This window comes from Thalassotalea sp. Y01, assembly GCF_012932945.1.
GTDB lineage: Bacteria > Pseudomonadota > Gammaproteobacteria > Enterobacterales > Alteromonadaceae > Thalassotalea_A.
Window position 1 is genome coordinate 274,831 of sequence record NZ_JABBXG010000001.1, and the last position, 17,806, is coordinate 292,636.

General features: G+C 42.5%; 17 protein-coding genes. 6 read left to right on the forward strand and 11 right to left on the reverse strand.

Translation table 11 applies throughout. From position 1 onward, the window contains the following. Nucleotides 1-59 precede the first annotated feature (59 nt). The 5 genes from HII16_RS01045 to rdgC form a co-directional block, all read right to left on the reverse strand. Nucleotides 60-446 (reverse strand): ribosome recycling factor family protein, encoded by a 387-nt coding sequence (locus HII16_RS01045; protein WP_282434712.1) that lies wholly within the window; start codon nt 444-446, stop codon nt 60-62. 133 nt (nt 447-579) lie between these two features. Then, the gene (locus HII16_RS01050) at nt 580-1,161 is read right to left on the reverse strand and encodes a TMEM165/GDT1 family protein (RefSeq protein ID WP_169126651.1); all 582 of its coding nucleotides are present in this window, start codon (nt 1,159-1,161) and stop codon (nt 580-582) included. A gap of 38 nt (nt 1,162-1,199) precedes the next feature. Continuing rightward, complete coding sequence (locus tag HII16_RS01055) at nt 1,200-1,454, reverse strand: YfhL family 4Fe-4S dicluster ferredoxin (RefSeq protein WP_169126653.1); 255 nt, start codon at nt 1,452-1,454, stop codon at nt 1,200-1,202. 41 nt (nt 1,455-1,495) lie between these two features. Next, nucleotides 1,496-2,893, reverse strand: a complete 1,398-nt coding sequence (yegQ, locus tag HII16_RS01060) for a tRNA 5-hydroxyuridine modification protein YegQ (RefSeq protein ID WP_169126655.1) — start codon at nt 2,891-2,893, stop codon at nt 1,496-1,498. Between the two features lie 160 nt (nt 2,894-3,053). Further along, on the reverse strand, nt 3,054-3,974 hold the full coding sequence (gene rdgC / locus HII16_RS01065; RefSeq protein ID WP_169126657.1) for a recombination-associated protein RdgC: 921 nt from the start codon (nt 3,972-3,974) through the stop codon (nt 3,054-3,056). Nucleotides 3,975-4,043: 69 nt separating this feature from the next. On the opposite strand from rdgC, the gene HII16_RS01070 reads away from it, so the two are divergent. After that, nucleotides 4,044-4,370: a phage holin family protein gene (locus HII16_RS01070; protein WP_169126659.1), complete on the forward strand. Its 327-nt coding sequence runs from the start codon at nt 4,044-4,046 to the stop codon at nt 4,368-4,370. A 74-nt stretch (nt 4,371-4,444) separates the two neighbouring features. Here the strand turns inward: HII16_RS01070 and phoR are convergent, their stop codons facing one another. From phoR to HII16_RS01085, 3 genes are all read right to left on the reverse strand, one after another. Then, on the reverse strand, nt 4,445-5,764 hold the full coding sequence (phoR, locus tag HII16_RS01075; RefSeq protein WP_169126661.1) for a phosphate regulon sensor histidine kinase PhoR: 1,320 nt from the start codon (nt 5,762-5,764) through the stop codon (nt 4,445-4,447). Nucleotides 5,765-5,796: 32 nt separating this feature from the next. Next, nucleotides 5,797-6,489 carry a phosphate regulon transcriptional regulator PhoB gene (gene phoB / locus HII16_RS01080; protein WP_169126663.1) on the reverse strand — a complete coding sequence of 231 codons (693 nt, stop codon included), beginning with the start codon at nt 6,487-6,489 and terminating at the stop codon, nt 5,797-5,799. A gap of 261 nt (nt 6,490-6,750) precedes the next feature. Beyond that, complete coding sequence (locus tag HII16_RS01085; RefSeq protein WP_169126665.1) at nt 6,751-7,710, reverse strand: porin; 960 nt, start codon at nt 7,708-7,710, stop codon at nt 6,751-6,753. A gap of 493 nt (nt 7,711-8,203) precedes the next feature. Here HII16_RS01085 and HII16_RS01090 point away from each other — a divergent pair, with 493 nt between their 5' ends. Then, nucleotides 8,204-9,175: a phosphate ABC transporter substrate-binding protein PstS family protein gene (locus tag HII16_RS01090; RefSeq protein WP_169126667.1), complete on the forward strand. Its 972-nt coding sequence runs from the start codon at nt 8,204-8,206 to the stop codon at nt 9,173-9,175. 90 nt (nt 9,176-9,265) lie between these two features. Here HII16_RS01090 and HII16_RS01095 read toward each other — a convergent pair whose 3' ends face one another. Beyond that, nucleotides 9,266-9,763 carry an ACT domain-containing protein gene (locus HII16_RS01095; RefSeq protein ID WP_169126669.1) on the reverse strand — a complete coding sequence of 166 codons (498 nt, stop codon included), beginning with the start codon at nt 9,761-9,763 and terminating at the stop codon, nt 9,266-9,268. Between the two features lie 218 nt (nt 9,764-9,981). On the opposite strand from HII16_RS01095, the gene HII16_RS01100 reads away from it, so the two are divergent. Next, nucleotides 9,982-11,628, forward strand: a complete 1,647-nt coding sequence (locus HII16_RS01100) for a Zn-dependent hydrolase (RefSeq protein WP_169126671.1) — start codon at nt 9,982-9,984, stop codon at nt 11,626-11,628. Nucleotides 11,629-11,713: 85 nt separating this feature from the next. On the opposite strand, the gene HII16_RS01105 is transcribed toward HII16_RS01100, so the two are convergent. Further along, nucleotides 11,714-12,937 (reverse strand): DUF4382 domain-containing protein, encoded by a 1,224-nt coding sequence (locus tag HII16_RS01105; RefSeq protein ID WP_248289464.1) that lies wholly within the window; start codon nt 12,935-12,937, stop codon nt 11,714-11,716. Nucleotides 12,938-13,134: 197 nt separating this feature from the next. Beyond that, nucleotides 13,135-14,598, reverse strand: coding sequence for a tRNA uracil 4-sulfurtransferase ThiI (gene thiI / locus HII16_RS01110; protein ID WP_169126673.1), 1,464 nt, complete (start codon nt 14,596-14,598; stop codon nt 13,135-13,137). 167 nt (nt 14,599-14,765) lie between these two features. On the opposite strand from thiI, the gene xseB reads away from it, so the two are divergent. Genes xseB through dxs form a run of 3 tightly spaced genes read left to right on the forward strand, consistent with a single transcriptional unit; the run spans nt 14,766 to nt 17,787 of the window. Next, the gene (xseB, locus tag HII16_RS01115) at nt 14,766-15,014 is read left to right on the forward strand and encodes an exodeoxyribonuclease VII small subunit (protein WP_135437762.1); all 249 of its coding nucleotides are present in this window, start codon (nt 14,766-14,768) and stop codon (nt 15,012-15,014) included. After that, on the forward strand, nt 15,014-15,901 hold the full coding sequence (gene ispA / locus HII16_RS01120; RefSeq protein WP_169126675.1) for a (2E,6E)-farnesyl diphosphate synthase: 888 nt from the start codon (nt 15,014-15,016) through the stop codon (nt 15,899-15,901). Before xseB ends, ispA begins: the two co-directional genes overlap by 1 nt. 14 nt (nt 15,902-15,915) lie before the next feature. After that, a complete protein-coding gene (dxs, locus tag HII16_RS01125; protein WP_169126677.1) occupies nt 15,916-17,787 on the forward strand; it encodes a 1-deoxy-D-xylulose-5-phosphate synthase in 1,872 nt (623 codons plus the stop codon). The last annotated feature ends 19 nt before the right edge of the window (nt 17,788-17,806 follow it).

Sequence of the window (17,806 nt, forward strand, 5' to 3'; positions counted from 1 at the left end):
ACCGTGAGAAAGCCGTTAATAAATAGAGAGGTAATGCTCAATCAGCAGCGATTGCTATCTCAATCCATCCATTCATAAGCATCGATCGCTTTGCGCGCTTCAATTATGGTGCAATTAGCAAGAATAACCAATTCATTAACGGTAATACCTGGATTGCGCTTTACCAGATTAATAATGTCGTCTTGGGTAAAATCGCCTAATTTTTTTTCCAGTAAGGTGATCACCCATTGCCAGCTTGGCTCATCTACCCTGCGTATCGATTCAATCACGTTAAACAACTGTTCACGACTGGCACTGAGTCGCCAATTGCGAGAGCGGCCAATGCGGCTCAACTCACTGCCACTGTCTCGAATAAGAGCTTTTAATTCAAAGGCGCGCAATGCTCGCCTTAAAAATGAAGGCAGCGTAACGTGTCTGATGTGTTCATTTGTCCGATTGACCGACATGATCGATAGTAAAAGTTAAATTAACGCTAAAGAAATCAGTATATCAGGCAAGAACCCCAAGGCAAAGAGGGACTTAAGTGCCAAGAGCTAAAGGCTAATGTGCTCAGGGCTAACAAATAAAGGCTAAGCAGAATTAGGCAAAGGTGGTTATGGCGGTAATGACCGCAAATGTGGCAAATAATAGCGCAGCCATTTTACTAAGCAGTTGTTCGCTAATACGATTGAGTAGCTTTTTGCCAACGATGACACCGATAACACAGGTTGTCGCTAACGCCAGGGTTGCGCTAATCCACACCATAAGAGGTGGTTGCGTGGTACTTAGGGTTGCTACCGCTAATTGGGTTTTATCACCCATTTCTGCGGCAAAAATCAAGGTAAATGCTGACATACTGATGTGTTTACCGACCTTAAGCTGGCCTTCATCGGTGTCATCGTCATGGTGCGCATCACGCCAACTTGATATTGCAAACAAAGCGAACAATACGATAGCAATAATACTTAAGTAACGTTGGTCGATAAAATTGGCAAAACTGGCACCGAACAACACGGCAATAACATTGAGAATGGCAAACGCCGATATGGCGCCAAACAATACCGGTCGAGCGCGATATTTTACTGCCAGTGTCATACAAACCAGTTGTGATTTATCACCAAACTCGGCAACAAAAATCAACAAAAACGTGGCAACCGCACCATACGAGCTAAGTATTTCCATAAACGAACTAATCTAGCAATGCCTTAATCATGTAAATGTTACGACTCGACACCGTGTAATTCAAAGCATTTTTGTAATAACTCTTGTTCGCTTTCTTTTCGCTCTGGATCGGGTTTTATACAATCGATAGGACACGCCGCCACACATTGTGGCGTATCGTAGTGCCCCACACATTCAGTGCAACGATGCGGATCTATCTCGTATATTACATCGCCCATATAGATGGCGGTGTTCGGACATTCTGGGTCGCACATGTCGCAATTAATGCAGCTGTCGAGTATTTTAAGTGCCATGATTTAACCTGTCGTTAGCTTTGCGCAATTTGCACAAACTGTTATGCCTGGTTTTGCGCAAATGGATGACGTGTGGTTTCACCTTGGTTCAGATAGCGCATAATAATGCCGTATTCTAAATCCAGGTCGGTATCACATTTGATTTGTACAATGTGACCCGAGCCTTTTGCGTCGGTAACCTCTTCGCCTTTGCGATTTTGCATATACTCAAGTACGAAGCTCTTGTTACCTTTTGGTGTCATAAGCTCGATTTCATCACCGGTTAAGAACTTATTCTTCACTTCGATTTCTAGCAAGCCATCCGCCGTACGTCCTATCACTTCACCAACAAATTGCTGACTGTCAGATTTCGAGTAACCATACTCATAATTTTGCAACTGATCATGACGATGGCGCGATAAAAACCCTTCGGTATAACCGCGACTCGCTAAATGCTCTAGATCCAGCTTCAAGCGTTCATTAAAGCAGCGGCCTTCAACGGCATCCATAATCGCTTGCTTGTATATTTGTGCGGTACGGGCACAGTAGTAGAAAGACTTAGTGCGGCCTTCAATCTTCAAAGAATGCACACCCATTTTCACCAAGCGCTCAACATGTTCAATTGCACGAAGATCTTTTGAGTTCATAATGTAGGTACCATGCTCGTCCTCAAACGCCGGCATGTACTCACCTGGTCGGCCTTGCTCCTGCAATAAAAATACTTCATCTGTTGGTTGTTGCTCTTGCTTGGCCATCTCCGGTGTCCAAATTTCAGGCTGTTCAGTACCAGCGATAGGCTGCTGAGGTTGCACCGCAATGATATCACCATGCTCATCTTCTCTAGCGTCATGAGCATTGTAAGACCAACGACAGGCATTTGTGCATGTACCTTGGTTAGGATCGCGTTTGTTAATGTAACCAGACAATAAACAACGGCCCGAATAAGCCATACATAATGCACCATGAACGAACACTTCAAGTTCCATTTCTGGCACACGCATGCGGATTTCTTCAATTTCATCCAGTGATAATTCACGTGACAAAATAACTCGTTCAACGCCTTGTTGTTGCCAAAACTTTACTGTCGCCCAGTTTACCGCATTGGCCTGTACCGATAAGTGAATTGCCATGTCTGGGAACGCTTCGCGTACCATCATGATCATACCTGGATCACTCATGATCAAGGCATCGGGATTCATGGCAATAACCGGCTCAATATCACGCAAGTACGTTTTCAATTTTGCGTTATGTGGGGCAATGTTACTGACCACATACAGTTTCTTTCCTAACTCGTGTGCCTCATCTATACCCAGCTTAAGGTTTTCCAGGTTAAATTCATTATTACGTACGCGCAGTGAATAACGAGGTTGACCGGCATATACCGCATCTGCACCATAAGCATAGGCATAACGCATGTTTTTCAGGCTACCGGCAGGAGATAATAACTCTGGAACGAACATAATTTTAAAACCCTAGTATTTGTCTGGATATATCAATTTTGGGCGCTATTTTAATGCCGATAGTAAAAAGGCGCAATACACATTAAGTTAACAGCTGTAACCAAGTGTAATCACGCCTTCAAAAGGTATGTATTTCAGTGCCTTAGCACATAACGTTAGACTAAGGTTCGAGGTAACTATTTGTCGCTAAATCGAATTGCGCTAACATGTCGTCAATAAATTTGTTCAACTCACCGGTCATTAGGGTAAAGTCGGCATCAATTTTGACCAAAATATCATCATTGTCGATGTCATCATTTTGTTCAAATACGCTTTCATGAAACTTAACACGCTTCACTGACAAGTCATCGCATAAAATGCACGATAATACTTGCTCATAATCAAAGGCTATTTTTACCACCTGCTTATCGGTATTTAAATGTGCTAAGATTTCATCAGATAATAAATCCTGATTCTTACATTTGATCACAGCGGCATCTTCACCCAAAGCTTTTAACTCACCTTCAAAACCGATGACAAAACGCTCTGGTAAATTTTGCTCTAATAACCAACTGGTCATCACCGTTTCAGCGCCCGCTGGTGGCGCAAAGCTGGTTACTGGTAATGAGCCTAAACATTTACGCAACAATGCTAAAAAGTCTTCTGCTTTATTGCGTGAACTGCTGTTAATGACAATGATATTTTTATCTGGACAAATATAACCTTGGGTATCAGAAATACGAGAAAATGCGCGTGGTAGTAATTCAAAGGTAATGTCTTCTTTAAATTGTTCTTTCTCTTTTTTGGTTGCTTTACGACTGTGCTCTTGCTCAAGTTGCGCAACCTTGGCTTCCAACTGCTCTTTTACCACCGCGGCAGGAAGAAGCTTTTCTTCTTTACGAGCGTTCAATAAAATACAGCCATTGGCATGATGTAACAACCTATCGCCGTGTTTACCTAAGGCGCTACTCCAACCAAAGCGTGACATCTCTGTTTTGGCACAAGGTGCAAAAACATGTTCTTGTAATGCTTTATCCAGCTCTTCCTCGCTGGTAGTAAAAGGTCGGGTAAACGCAAAAATATATAAATTTTTAAACCACATGATGAAATTCCCTGGCCAACCTGATACAACAGGTAAGGATAATAATCGTAATAAAAGATAAGGTAGGAAATGATAACCAAATTAGTGTTGCTAAGTATATCTATTTTTTTGGTATCTCGATTTATTGATGGCATCCGCCTGAAAAGCCCTCTGACGGCAGTCATCGTTGCCGTGGTATATTCAATCGCGGACCTGCTTTTGTACTGGTTCTTGGCAATAATCTCCATGCCATTGATTTTAATTACCTTTGGCTTATTCGTGTTTATCCTTAACGCGTTTTTGTTATGGCTTACCGATCAATTAATCGAAGATTTTGAGATAAAAGATTTAAAAACCACGCTCATCGCGTCGTTTGCTATCACCATCATTAATTTAGTGCTTGGTGCTATTTTCTAAAAGAATAAACGCGGACAAAAAAAGCGGCAGGTCTAATACCTTGTCGCTTTTTAGTTTGAGTCAGGCAATTGGCACTATACGACCTTTTCCGTTTGGCGAACAATAAAAGAATCGTCTGCCGGGAATTTAATAGTAAACGTACTGCCTTGATTAAGCACTGACTCTATAACCAGTTCAGCGTTATGATTGGCGGCCACATGCTTAACAATGGCTAGGCCAAGGCCGGTTCCGCCGGTATCACGAGAACGAGATTTATCTACGCGATAAAAGCGTTCACTTAAGCGCGAAATATCAACTTCGCTGATGCCGCAACCGGTATCTTTAACGCTAAACAGGCAGTAATCGTCTTGCTTTTTCCAACAGATATCAATGCGTCCTCCAGTGCCAGTATAATTCATGGCATTAATAATCAGGTTAGAACAGGCACTTTTCAATTCCGATTCGATGCCTAAAATACCCAACCTTGGATCAAGCTCTACCGCAATTTCGTGGCCTTTTTGTTTGTTAAGCCAATAAACATCTTCCATGACTTTATCAAGCAGTTTTGCTAGGTGCACGTGATGGCGGATATCCTCTTCTGCCGGCACTTCAACTTTAGACAGTACTAACAGTTGTTGTACCAAGCGATCCATACGCGAGACTTGAGTTTGCACCGTATCTAAGCTTTTTCGCCATTGCTCACTAATATCATCCTGTTCGAGCATCACCTCGACATAACCTTGCATCACCGTTAGCGGTGTTTTCAGCTCATGGGAGACATTAGCTACAAAATCGCGGCGCATCTTTTCAAGACGTTTAGTCTGACTAACATCCCGTGCCAACATTAAGTATTGATCGTCGCCATATAGCATAAAGCGCATTTCAATTTGTTGGTCAGGATCTTCTGGAGAAATGAGCGAACACGGTTCACTAAAGTCTAACTTTTCAAGATATTTGTTGAGCACCGGCGAGCGCACTAAGTTGGTTATACGTTGCCCTGAGTCTTGCGGCCAACGCACTCCTAATAGACGATTGGCTTTTTTATTAGACCAACGGATATTGAAATATAAATCTAACACAACCGCCGCATCGGGCAGTGCTTCTGCACCATCACGGTATTGGCGAATACGCGTATTCAGCTGTTTTTGTTTTTTACGGTAGCTTTTAATGCGACGATAAATACCATCGTAGACATGCCCCCAGATACCTTTAGATTCTGGCGGATACAGTAAGTTTTTATGCCACAACCATTTTATCAAGCCAAGCAAATATTTGTAATGCCAGGCTAGCTTTGCCGCAGTAACAACAAACAGTGTAAGCCAAAAATAGCCTAGCCAGTAGCCAATTAGGCCACTCACCAGAAGAATCAGGCACTGTTTAACAACAAACTGCTGCGCAGAAAATCGAAATATCATAGTTGATGTTTAATCTCTCAACATGTTTGGTGCTAGTTTACACGACTAGAAAATCGATAGCCTGCACCACGAACCGTTTGCACGAATTCATCGTGCCCTTGACCCGCGATAGACTTACGTAAACGTCGTATGTGAACATCGACGGTACGATCTTCAACGTATACGTTGGTACCCCATACATTATCAAGTAATTGTTCTCGCGAATAGACACGTTCAGGATGGGTCATAAAAAAGTGCAACATTTTAAACTCTGTTGGACCCAATTCGATCGGTGCTTCATTAATTGCGACACGATGTGACACAGGATCAAGTGATAACCCTTTAAATTCAATCAGCTCTTCAAGTGCAGTTGGTGCGACGCGGCGAATAACAGCCTTAATACGAGCAATCAATTCTTTCGGCGAAAAAGGTTTGGTGACATAGTCATCAATACCAACGTCAAAACCGCGAACTTTGTCGTCTTCATCTGAGCGAGCCGTCAACATAATGATTGGAATATTGCGCGTATATTCCTGCTGTTTGACCTCTCTAGCTATTTTTAAACCACTACCACCAGGCAGCATCCAATCTAACAATAACAGGTCAGGAAGCGGATCAGTTAATAGCGCTTTTGCCTCATCATAATCCCTGGCTTCAATTGGGTTAAAGCCATTTTGCTCTAACACAAAGGTAATCATCTCACGAATTGGGGTTTCATCTTCAACTACAAGAATTCGTCGTTCCATAGCGGTTCCATAATCAATTTATTAGTTACGCCATCATTCTGCCAGTCTTTAATGACACTTTTATGACAGTCGTCATAAAATCATCACATATTTACTGCCGTTAATTATAGCTAACTATATCGATACTCAGACAGCTAAGCAAAAACATTTACGATTTTTGATAATCGCTGGCAAATGAACATTAATCGTTAACAAACAAAAATTTAAAATAAAAAGCCATGCTCGAAAGCATGGCTTTTTATGACCTTGAAAAAGGTGTTGTTAGAACTTGTATTCAATACCCGTTGACAAATATGTGCTGTCATCTTCGCCAGTCACATCTTCGTCGTTATCAATAGAAGTTGCCCAAGCAAATAATTTAGCGTTTTTCGCTAAGGCATAATCAACACCGATTGAGTAAGACATGAACTCTGCATCATCACCAAAGTCTTCTTCAGCCGTTTGCACTTGACCTTTTATGGTGAAGTCATTGATTTTGTATGCTGCGCTTACCATAAAGCCTGTGGTTTCATCACCTGACTCTACTTCTTCTTGGCTGTGTGCAATCAGACCAAGTTTGATACCAGCAATTTTAGTCTGTACGCTAGCACGCATGTTATCATAGCCTTCAACTTCGCTATCGAAAGCGACAGATGCAAACCAGTCTGACTTTTTCAGCTTGGCGTCACCGTACATCAAAGCTGCAGAAAAACCGGCATCCCCTTCGTTTTTGGCTTTCTGGTCTTTATCACCTTCAGCTACATAGGTAAAACCGGCATAAAAATCACCAAATTTAGGGGTAATGTAAGTCAAGGTTTCACCCATACGGTTTTCACCTTTCCAAAGGTTTTTGATATCACCTTCGTAGTCACTGAATAGATCGATTTTACCTTGAGATTGTTTGACCATTGTATCGTTACGACCTAACAACACAGTACCTAGGTTGCCTTTCAAGCCAACGTATTGGTTACGAGCCTTGATGTTGTCAGCTTCATCATCGGCCATTTCCAGCTGGGCTTCAGCTTTATATACAACAGACAAGCTATCGCTTACTTTTAGTTCGCCATTGACACCGACACGTGATGAGTTTGATTTAACTTCAGTTTCAGACTCGCCTGCTTCATCGGAGCTTTGTAGACCGATATTTGCTTTACCGTAGAAGCTGATTTCATCTGCCGCAAATGCTGGAGCACTCATAGCAGTCATTAGTGATAGCGCGATTGTTGTTTTGGTTAAATTCATTGTGTTTACCCTATTAAACAAAAACATAAAATGTTTATTACTGGTTACCAGTGATATTTGCCGCTAGTTTGCCATGGCAATATTACACTTTTGTGACAATATGTAATTAATTTTATTTTTTCTACTTTTAATGACGTGTAAATAGCAAGTTAATGACAAGCTAAACCGAACTGCAATAATTTTGACATAATGCACAAGCTTGTAACTATATGTAATGACAGTATTTATCTATTAAATTTTGAGTCATAAAAACATCTGAAATAATGCGGCTAGCACATATACAGACACTAAAAAAAATTAGTCCGGCACAAATTTTCCTGAGATAACCTTGTATGAATCATTTAAGACTGCGGACGCATTAACGTCAAAAACACCTCATGACGATAAAAAATAAAAAAACTAATGTTGTAATAAAAGTGTCACATTGACGCTTTACTATCAGCACCATCAAAAAGATTTTTATTTAATGATTTTTACTCTTTGGAGACATACTATGAAACTGAAAAGCTTAATTACAGGTGTTGGTTTGGCTGTAGCAACGCTGGCAAGCTCAAATGCGCTAGCTCTTGACAAAAACTTGCCAGAGTACAAAAAAACCAGTGGTATCTCAGGTAACCTTTCGTCAGTAGGCTCAGATACTCTAGCCAACATGATGACGTTTTGGGCTGAAGAGTTCAAACGTACTTACCCTAGTGTTAACATTCAAATTCAAGCAGCGGGTTCTTCGACTGCGCCACCATCGCTAACCGAAGCGACATCGAACATGGGTCCGATGAGCCGTAAAATGAAGTCTAAAGAAATACAGGCGTTTGAAAAGAAATTCGGTTACAAGCCAACAGCTGTGCGCGTTGCTATCGACGCTCTAGCGGTATTCGTACATAAAGATAACCCAATTGAAGGCTTAAGCATCCAGCAAGTTGATGCGATTTTCTCTTCAAACCGTAAGTGTAAAGGCACTGAAGATGCTGACCGTTGGGGTAAATTAGGTCTTGACGGTGAATGGACAGCTAAAGATATCCAACTTTACGGTCGTAACTCAGTATCGGGTACTTACGGTTACTTTAAGAAAAAAGCTTTGTGTAAAGGTGACTTCAAAAACACCGTAAACGAGCAACCAGGTTCTGCGTCTGTTGTACAATCTGTTTCAGCGTCTCTGAACGGTATCGGATATTCAGGTATTGGTTACAAAACGTCAGGTGTGCGCGCTTTACCACTAAGTAAGAAAGGCACTAATTACGTTGAAGCGAACATGGATAACGCGGTATCTGGTGAGTACCCACTATCACGTTACTTATACGTTTATGTGAATAAACACCCAAACAAGCCACTTGCTCCGAAAGAAGCAGAGTTCTTGAAGATGGTTCTATCAAAGCAAGGTCAAAAAATTGTTGAGAAAGATGGTTACATTCCACTTCCAGCAGACGTTGTTGAAAAAGAATTCAAAAAATTAGGATTGTCGCTTTAATTAACGCAAACGATTATCGATAAAAAATGGCCCATAAGGGCCATTTTTTATCTGATTCTCAGCTTACCACGCCTCAAACAAACACTGCCGCTAGATATTCAAATCTACAATTAAATCATCTTCGATGCCTTCTAGCGCATCGACAAGTTGTTCTATTTGCTGGTCCGTTGTCACCGCAACAATGGCTGATGCTTTAAATATTGGCTGACCAAAATGAGGTGCATTGCCCTGGCTACTCACCAATTTAACCAAATTACCTTTGGCTTTATGTATCACCGCAGAAATATCACCAATAATACCAGGACGATCATTGGCGGTTATATCAATAGAAATGGTTCTGTCATCGTAATTACCAGGTTTGCTTAGCTGAATATTCATATCCAACATATCAAAGCCTTGTAGGTCATTCACCAGAGCCTCGGCATTTTGTTCTGCAACCATGACTTCCAAAATGCCAGCAAAAAAACCAGACAAATGACGCATGCTACTGGTTTGCCAGTTACCGCCATGGTGTTTCACAATCGCTGCTAACTTCTCAACCAAGCCAGGACGATCCTCACCCAAAAATGAAATTACCACATGTCTCATAATTATTCCCTCGTCTGTACCATTGCAAAAGTGCTGCTTCTTCAATTAATTAATAACAGAGGAATAGGGGCAAGTCCAATGTTCGCTGCCACGAACAAACAACAAAATGATGATCATTTTGCGCAACGAGTTGCTTATTCAGTCAATAATTTTTATTCTTCTAAACACTATAGTGCGTCACGCACTTACAAATAATCAAAATACCACTGGGGAAAACTATGAAGTTGGCAAAAATTGCAGCAGCAATCGCAGTCACAACCTGTCTTTTCGCATGTAATAACAAAGATGCTGAGCATCAAACCCATGAGTTATTACCGCAAGCCGAATCTCGTTTAAATATTTATCAAGAAGTCACCTTATCCGCCGACTTATCGCACTTAAGTGACAACCAACGAACCATGTTGTCGATTCTAATCGACGCATCGAAAATAATGGATGAGCTATTTTGGCAGCAAGCGTTTGGTGACAATAAGGCCGCGTTTTTAGCCAATATTAAAGACCCAGCCACCAAACGTTTTGTTGAAATTAATTATGGCCCATGGGATCGTTTACAAGGTGACAAACCATTCTTAAATAATATTGACGTCAAACCTATGGGCGCGCAATTTTACCCTACCGATATGAGTAAAGCTGAATTCGAAGCAGCAGATTTTACTGATAAAGAATCGCTTTATTCGATTGTACGTCGCAATCAAAAAGGTCAATTATACTCATTACCATACTCAGAAGCCTACGCCGAACAATTAGAGCGTGCGGCAGCATTGCTAAAAAAAGCCGCGACATATGCCGAAGATAGCGAGTTTGCCAGCTACCTTAATATGCGTGCTGAAGCGTTTTTAAATGATAATTATCAGCCATCCGATTTTGCTTGGATGGATATGAAAAATAACCCTATTGATGTGGTCATCGGCCCCATCGAAACCTATGAAGACTTGCTGTACGGTTATCGTGCTGGCTTTGAATCCTATGTATTGGTTAAAGACTTAAACTGGAGTCAACGATTAGCCAAATACGCTGAGCATCTGCCAAGTTTGCAAAAAGGGTTACCGGTAAGTAAAAAATACAAAGCGGAAACACCAGGTGCGGATGCCGATCTTAATGCCTACGATGTCATTTATTATGCTGGCCACTCCAACGCAGGCTCGAAAACCATCGCCATCAACCTACCAAACGATGAGCAGGTACAATTGCAAAAAGGCACGCGACGATTGCAGCTTAAGAACGCTATGCGCGCTAAATTCGACACTATTATGCTGCCAATTTCCGACACCTTAGTCAGCGAAGAAGACCGTAAACATGTCACTTTCACTGCATTTTTTGCCAATACCATGTTTCATGAAGTGGCACACGGCTTAGGCATTAAAAATACCATCAATAAAAAAGGTACAGTTCGTAGCGCTTTAAAAGAGCACGCATCTGCATTAGAAGAAGGTAAAGCGGATATTCTTGGCTTGTATATGGTACGTCAACTGCTTAAAAAGAAGGTCATCACTGAAGGTGAATTAAAAGACTACTACACCACCTTTATGGCCGGCATATTCCGCTCTGTGCGCTTTGGTGCTTCAAGCGCCCACGGCAAGGCCAACATGGTGCGTTTTAACTATTTTGCCGACCAAGGTGCTTTCACCAAAGACGAGCAAGGTTTTTATCGTGTCGACATGGACAAAATGAGCAAAGCCATCGACTCCTTATCCAAGTTGATCTTAACCTTGCAAGGTGATGGTGATTATCAAGGCGTTGCTACCATGGTCAAAGAAATGGGCATAATACGAGACGACCTAGCCGCCGATATGGCAAAGTTAGAAGCGGCCAATATTCCCGTAGATATCGTCTTTAAACAAGGTAAACGTGTGCTTGATTTGTAATCTACATTTAAGCCTCATTAAAAAAGCCATCCCCTAAAAGAGATGGCTTTTTTGTTGCTTTCAATGTGCCTATCAGTCGATATGGCTAATCATCATCGCTCTCATCACCAATAGGGAAGTCTTGCTCGACTTCTTCACCGGTGATCACTTTCACCACAGCTGCTTGACCTACTGGGTTTGCAATGAGTAAACCATCATATTGTACGGGATCGTCGATATAGCCATCACCACCTACATTACACGCTAATACAACAGTATAAATGGCATCATTAGGGTCGACGTCAACAGCAAATCCCTCACCATTGGGGACAAAACCAAATTCATACTCGTATTCTACGTCACTTTCATCGCTATCATCATCGCTATCATCATCGCTTTCGTCATCGTCATCGTCCATTACAACTAACGTACTAGCAAATGGCTCTACTGGGTTTTCAGGAAAGTCTTCATCTGTGGGCATGACATAGTCGATATCGTCGCTGTCGATATTATCGATAAGACTCTCTTCATTACCGGTTTGATCGCCTTGATACAGGTAAACCGTATGAGTTAATCCAGTGCACGTTGGCATATCGTTACTGAGCTCGGATAACTCAATAACCGCCGCTAAGTCGACATCGCCTTCGATGTGACCACTGCTGCTACTGCCGGTAATTCGCACCCCGTGCGGTTTTACTATAAAGCCGTTTTGCGCCGGATCGACACCACGTTGAACTAAAGATTTCCGTAAATCAAATTCGACGGTATAGGCGGGGCCGCTCTCAGTTTCACTGGCTCCAAGAACCACGTCAAACCGTCCTAGTTTTAAGCGAGTGCTGGGGACTTTCAAATCATATTGCACGTCATCGTCCAAGGTGACCCAGGACATATTATTTACGACCACCAACTCCATTCGGTAGGCACCAACGGCAACCTCAATATCGTCGTCTTCACTGATGATGGTTAATTGATCTGAACCGGTATAGTCCAATAGGTTAATGCTGACAATATCTTCGCCATCGAAACTATCGATAACAACGGTTTGGCGATCATCATCGTCGTCGTCATCGTCATCATCGTCGTCGTCGTCATCATCGTCGTCGTCGTCATCGTCGTCATCGTCGTCATCGTCAACAGGGATCAAACGAATTTGGTCAATGGCTATCACAACTTCTTTGGCATCATCAACGGGGGCATCAGAGATACCTAGCGAGAAAGGCACTGTTACCACAAATGGTTCATTGTCACTATCACTGCCACCACCACAACTACTCAGCCCGAGTGACATAGAAACGGCCGCTGCAATACATGTTATTTTTGTATTCATCATAACTTCTCCAAGTCATTCGTTATATTTATTAAGGTTATTTGTCAGTGTAGTACAAATCTCTTGTTTTACTTACTAGGCAGGCTGTTGTTCTATCAGTGCTTTCTCTTGGAATATCTGCTTAAATGGCTATGTAAAAGGCACTAAAAAGCCCGCTAGAAATCATTTATAGCGGGCTTTCTTCAAACTCTTTAATGCGTTTATGGACGATATACTTTTACATTCATAAAGCCATTGTCATGCAAATACAATGCTTGTAGCTTGCTCATTACGCCACGGTCACAATACAACAAGTACGTCTTGTCTTGCGGTAAATCGCCGAATTGAGTTGCCAAGCGATAAAACGGGATGTGCTCTACTTCAACATCATCCAACTCAAGTGGGTTGGCATCTTCTTCTTCTGGGCTACGAATATCGAGGATAACGTGCTCACTGCCTGCGTTTTCCACCATTTCAACTTCTTTAATGGTTTGTACTTCGTCTTCGGTTTCTTTGCCGATGTCGCGAATATCCATCACACGAGCTTGCTCAACCATCTGATCAATCAAGCTCATGTCAAAATTGGCTTCTTCTGCTTCAATCTTAGACAGCACCGCTTTTACCGTTGGTTTTTGCGATATAACACCACAATATTCTGGCATCACTTTAGCAAAATCTTCGGTACCGATTTGACGAGCAATATCAATAATATCTTGTTTGTCATACACCGTTAGTGGACGTAAAATCAGCTTTTCGGTAACTCGGTCTATAACCCCTAAGTTCGTCAACGTTTGACTCGATACTTGGCCAAGCGCTTCACCGGTAACGAGCGCCTCAACGCCCATTTTGTCAGCAACTTTGGTCGCAGCACGCATCATCATGCGTTTTAGCACCACGCCCATTTGGCCGTTTTCGATTTTTTCCAGAATTTCGGCAACGATAGGTTCAAAATCAACGGCGATAAACTTCACCTTGTGAGATGCACCGTATTTATTCCACAGATAATAACTGACCTGTTTAACCCCAAGTTCATGGGCAGAACCACCAAGATTAAAGAAACAAAAATGTGTTCGCGCGCCCTTTTTGATCAGTTGATAACTGGCAACGCCGGAATCAAAACCGCCAGACATTAATGACAACACATCTTCTTGGGTAGGAATCGGAAAGCCACCTAGCGCTTGATGACGTTCACTGACAATAAACAGTCTGTCTTTATTTATTTCAAGACGAATAGTGACATCAGGTTTTTTTAGTTTCACCCGCGCCGACTCAACGTTTTGGTTTAGACCACCACCGACGTACTGCTCAATTTGCAGCGACGAAAAATCATGTTCACCAGTACGTTTAGCACGCACACAAAAACTCTTATTTTCAATAGTTTTGGCATGCACTGCTAAGGTTTTTTCGAAAATGTCTTGTACCGAGTCGAAGTCGTATTCGATAACTTCTAAAAAATGCGTAATACCAGGCACACATTTTAAAGTTTCAACGATCTTAATACGGTTTTCTTCACTGGTATCCGTGCTGGTAACCTCAATATTGTCCCAATTCATTTTGGTACGGACTTGCTCGTCAACGCGGCGCAATACGTTTTTAATATTCGATTCAAGGATTTTCGTGAAACGCTTGCGCACTGGGCGCGACTTTATGGTAATTTCAGGTTGTAATTTTACGATAAACTTCATTATTAAAACCGGGCGACTAAAAAACTGGCGCATTATACACTATGGCGTACACGATGTGCTAATGCATCTATGTATTTAAAGTCTATACCATTTATGGCAAATACAGGTTAAAATGGCCGATTAATAATGAACTCGCTCGAGTATTACTCGACATGACAAGGGTATGCATGGTGAAAAAGCCTGAAAATCAAAGCTTTGAAGAGTCTATCAACGAACTTGAACAAATCGTAACCAGCCTAGAGCAAGGCGATTTGTCACTGGAAGATTCGATGAAGCTGTTTGAACGCGGTCTGGCTTTAAGTCAGGCAAGCCAACAAAAGCTTGATGGTGCCGAACAAAAGATCCAAATTTTATTGGACAAAAATGGCGACCAAACCCTTGCCAACTTCACTCAAGATGACAATAGCGAACTTTAATGCAACTGGAAAACCTTGCACATTATCAGCAGCGCATTGATGCCTATCTGCAGCTGCAATTAGATAACCTTGAGATTAACGATCAACGTCTATTTGATGCCATGCAATATGGTTTATTGATTGGTGGAAAACGCATGCGCCCATATTTGGCTTATGTCACCGCCAATATGTTGCACTTGGATTTAGATGACATCGACCCTATTGCCGCGGCACTTGAGTGCATTCACGCTTATTCATTAATTCACGATGATTTGCCTGCCATGGACGATGACGATTTACGTCGTGGTCAAGCGACGTGTCACATTAAATTTGACGAAGCGACGGCCATTTTAGCGGGTGATGCTTTGCAATCATTGGCGTTTGATATTCTTGCCAATCACAGCTTTAACAATATCAGTGCACAAACCCATGTCAAATTGATGCAGCAGTTATCCCATGCCACTGGCTATCAAGGGATGTGCGGTGGTCAGGCCATGGATTTAGCCGCGACCGGTGAGCAAGTATCGTTATCGCATTTGCAAACCATTCATAAATTAAAAACTGGCGCCTTACTTAAAGCCTCAATATTGATGCCGGCAAGTTGTCGCGAAGATTTACCCGAGCAAACTTTTGCCGGTTTGCAGCAATTTGCTGAACAAATCGGCCTTGCGTATCAAGTCCATGATGACATCATCGACATCACCAGTAGCGAAGAAACTCTGGGAAAGCCTGCCGGATCTGATCTTGAAGCGAACAAATCTACGTATCCTTCTTTACTTGGACTCGATGGCGCCTTAAAAAAAGAGCAGCAATTATTTGAGCAAGCTCTCACTGCGCTCACGGCATTGCCGTACAACACCCGAAACTTGGCTGATTTTTCCACGTTTATCATTAAACGTGCTCATTAATATTATTGATTACTATGACTATAGAATTGTCTGACTACCCATTATTGGCAACCATTGACGAACCAAGTCAACTGAGAGATTACCCTCAGGAGAAACTTAAGCAGATCAGTGATGAATTGCGTAGCTACTTACTAAACTCTGTTAGTAAGAGCAGTGGTCACTTTGCTTCGGGCCTCGGTGCGATAGAGTTAACCGTCGCCCTGCATTATGTTTACGAAACACCGTTTGATAACGTTGTTTGGGATGTGGGTCATCAAGCCTACCCTCATAAAATCCTAACCGGTCGTCGCGATCAATTGCATACCATTCGTCAAAAAGATGGTTTACACCCATTTCCGTGGCGTGAAGAAAGCGAATACGATGTGCTAAGCGTCGGCCATTCGAGTACCTCAATATCCGCCGCCCTTGGTATGACGGTTGCCGCAGAAAAAGAAGGTAAAGGTCGTCAAACCGTTGCCGTGATCGGTGATGGCGCAATGACCGCAGGTATGGCTTTTGAAGCATTAAACCACGGTGGCGATATCCACAAAGATATGTTGATTGTGCTAAACGACAACGAGATGAGTATCTCTGAAAACGTTGGTGCATTAAACAACCATTTGGCGAAATTATTGTCCGGCAGTTTGTATACCGGTTTACGCGAAAGCTCAAAACGAATTCTGAATTCCATTCCGCCAATCAAAGAATTGGCATCACGAGCGGAAGAGCACCTTAAAGGTATGGTGGTGCCATCAACGTTTTTCGAAGAGTTAGGTTTTAACTACATTGGCCCGATTGACGGTCATGATGTTGACGGTTTGGTTGACACCATACGCAATATGAAAAGCCTTAAAGGCCCACAGATTTTGCATGTGGTCACTAAAAAAGGTAAAGGTTACGAGCAAGCTGAGCAAGACCCGATCAAATACCACGCCGTACCTAAATTTGATCCTGCCAGTCAGTCTCTGCCAAAGAGCCCACCAAGTCTACCAACCTATTCAAAAATATTTGGTGACTGGTTATGTGACATGGCCGAACAAGACGACAAATTAGTCGCCATTACCCCGGCGATGCGTGAGGGCTCTGGCATGGTCGAATTCAGTCAGCGTTTTCCAGACAAATACTTTGACGTTGCCATAGCTGAACAGCATGCGGTGACATTTGGTGCAGGTTTGGCAATAGGTGGAAACAACACCATTGTTGCCATTTACTCAAGCTTCTTACAACGTGCCTATGATCAATTGATCCACGATGTGGCCATTCAAAGCTTACCGGTTTTGTTTGCCATCGATCGCGCCGGTATTGTTGGCGCGGATGGTCCGACCCATCAAGGTGCATACGATTTAAGTTTTATGCGTTGTGTACCTAACATGGTGATCATGTGTCCGTCGGATGAAGCAGAATGTCGATTGATGTTGACCACAGGTCATAAGCACAATGGTCCTGCCGCAGTTCGCTACCCTCGCGGTAACGCAGTCGGTGTCGAACTCCCTGATTTGCAGCAAGTGATTGAAATAGGTAAAGGCGTTGTTCGTCGCCAAGGTGACAGATTAGCGATACTATCGTTTGGCACCATGTTGCAAGCGGGTCAGTATGCCGCCGATGAACTTAACGCCACGGTTGCCGATATGCGCTTCGTTAAGCCACTTGATACCGCCTTAATCGATCAATTAGTGGCTGAGCATGAATACATCATCACCATCGAAGACAATGCCATTGCCGGTGGCGCAGGTTCAGCGGTGATTGAATACCTAATAAGCAAAGGCTACACAAATAAAGTATTAAACATTGGTTTGCCTGATGAGTTTATCAAGCACGGTACACAACCAGAGATCCACAAAGAGTTGTTGATTGATGGCGAGGGTATATTGATGAAAGCCAAGGGCTTTATTAACGCCAGCAGTTAATAATCGCAGTATTGACAAT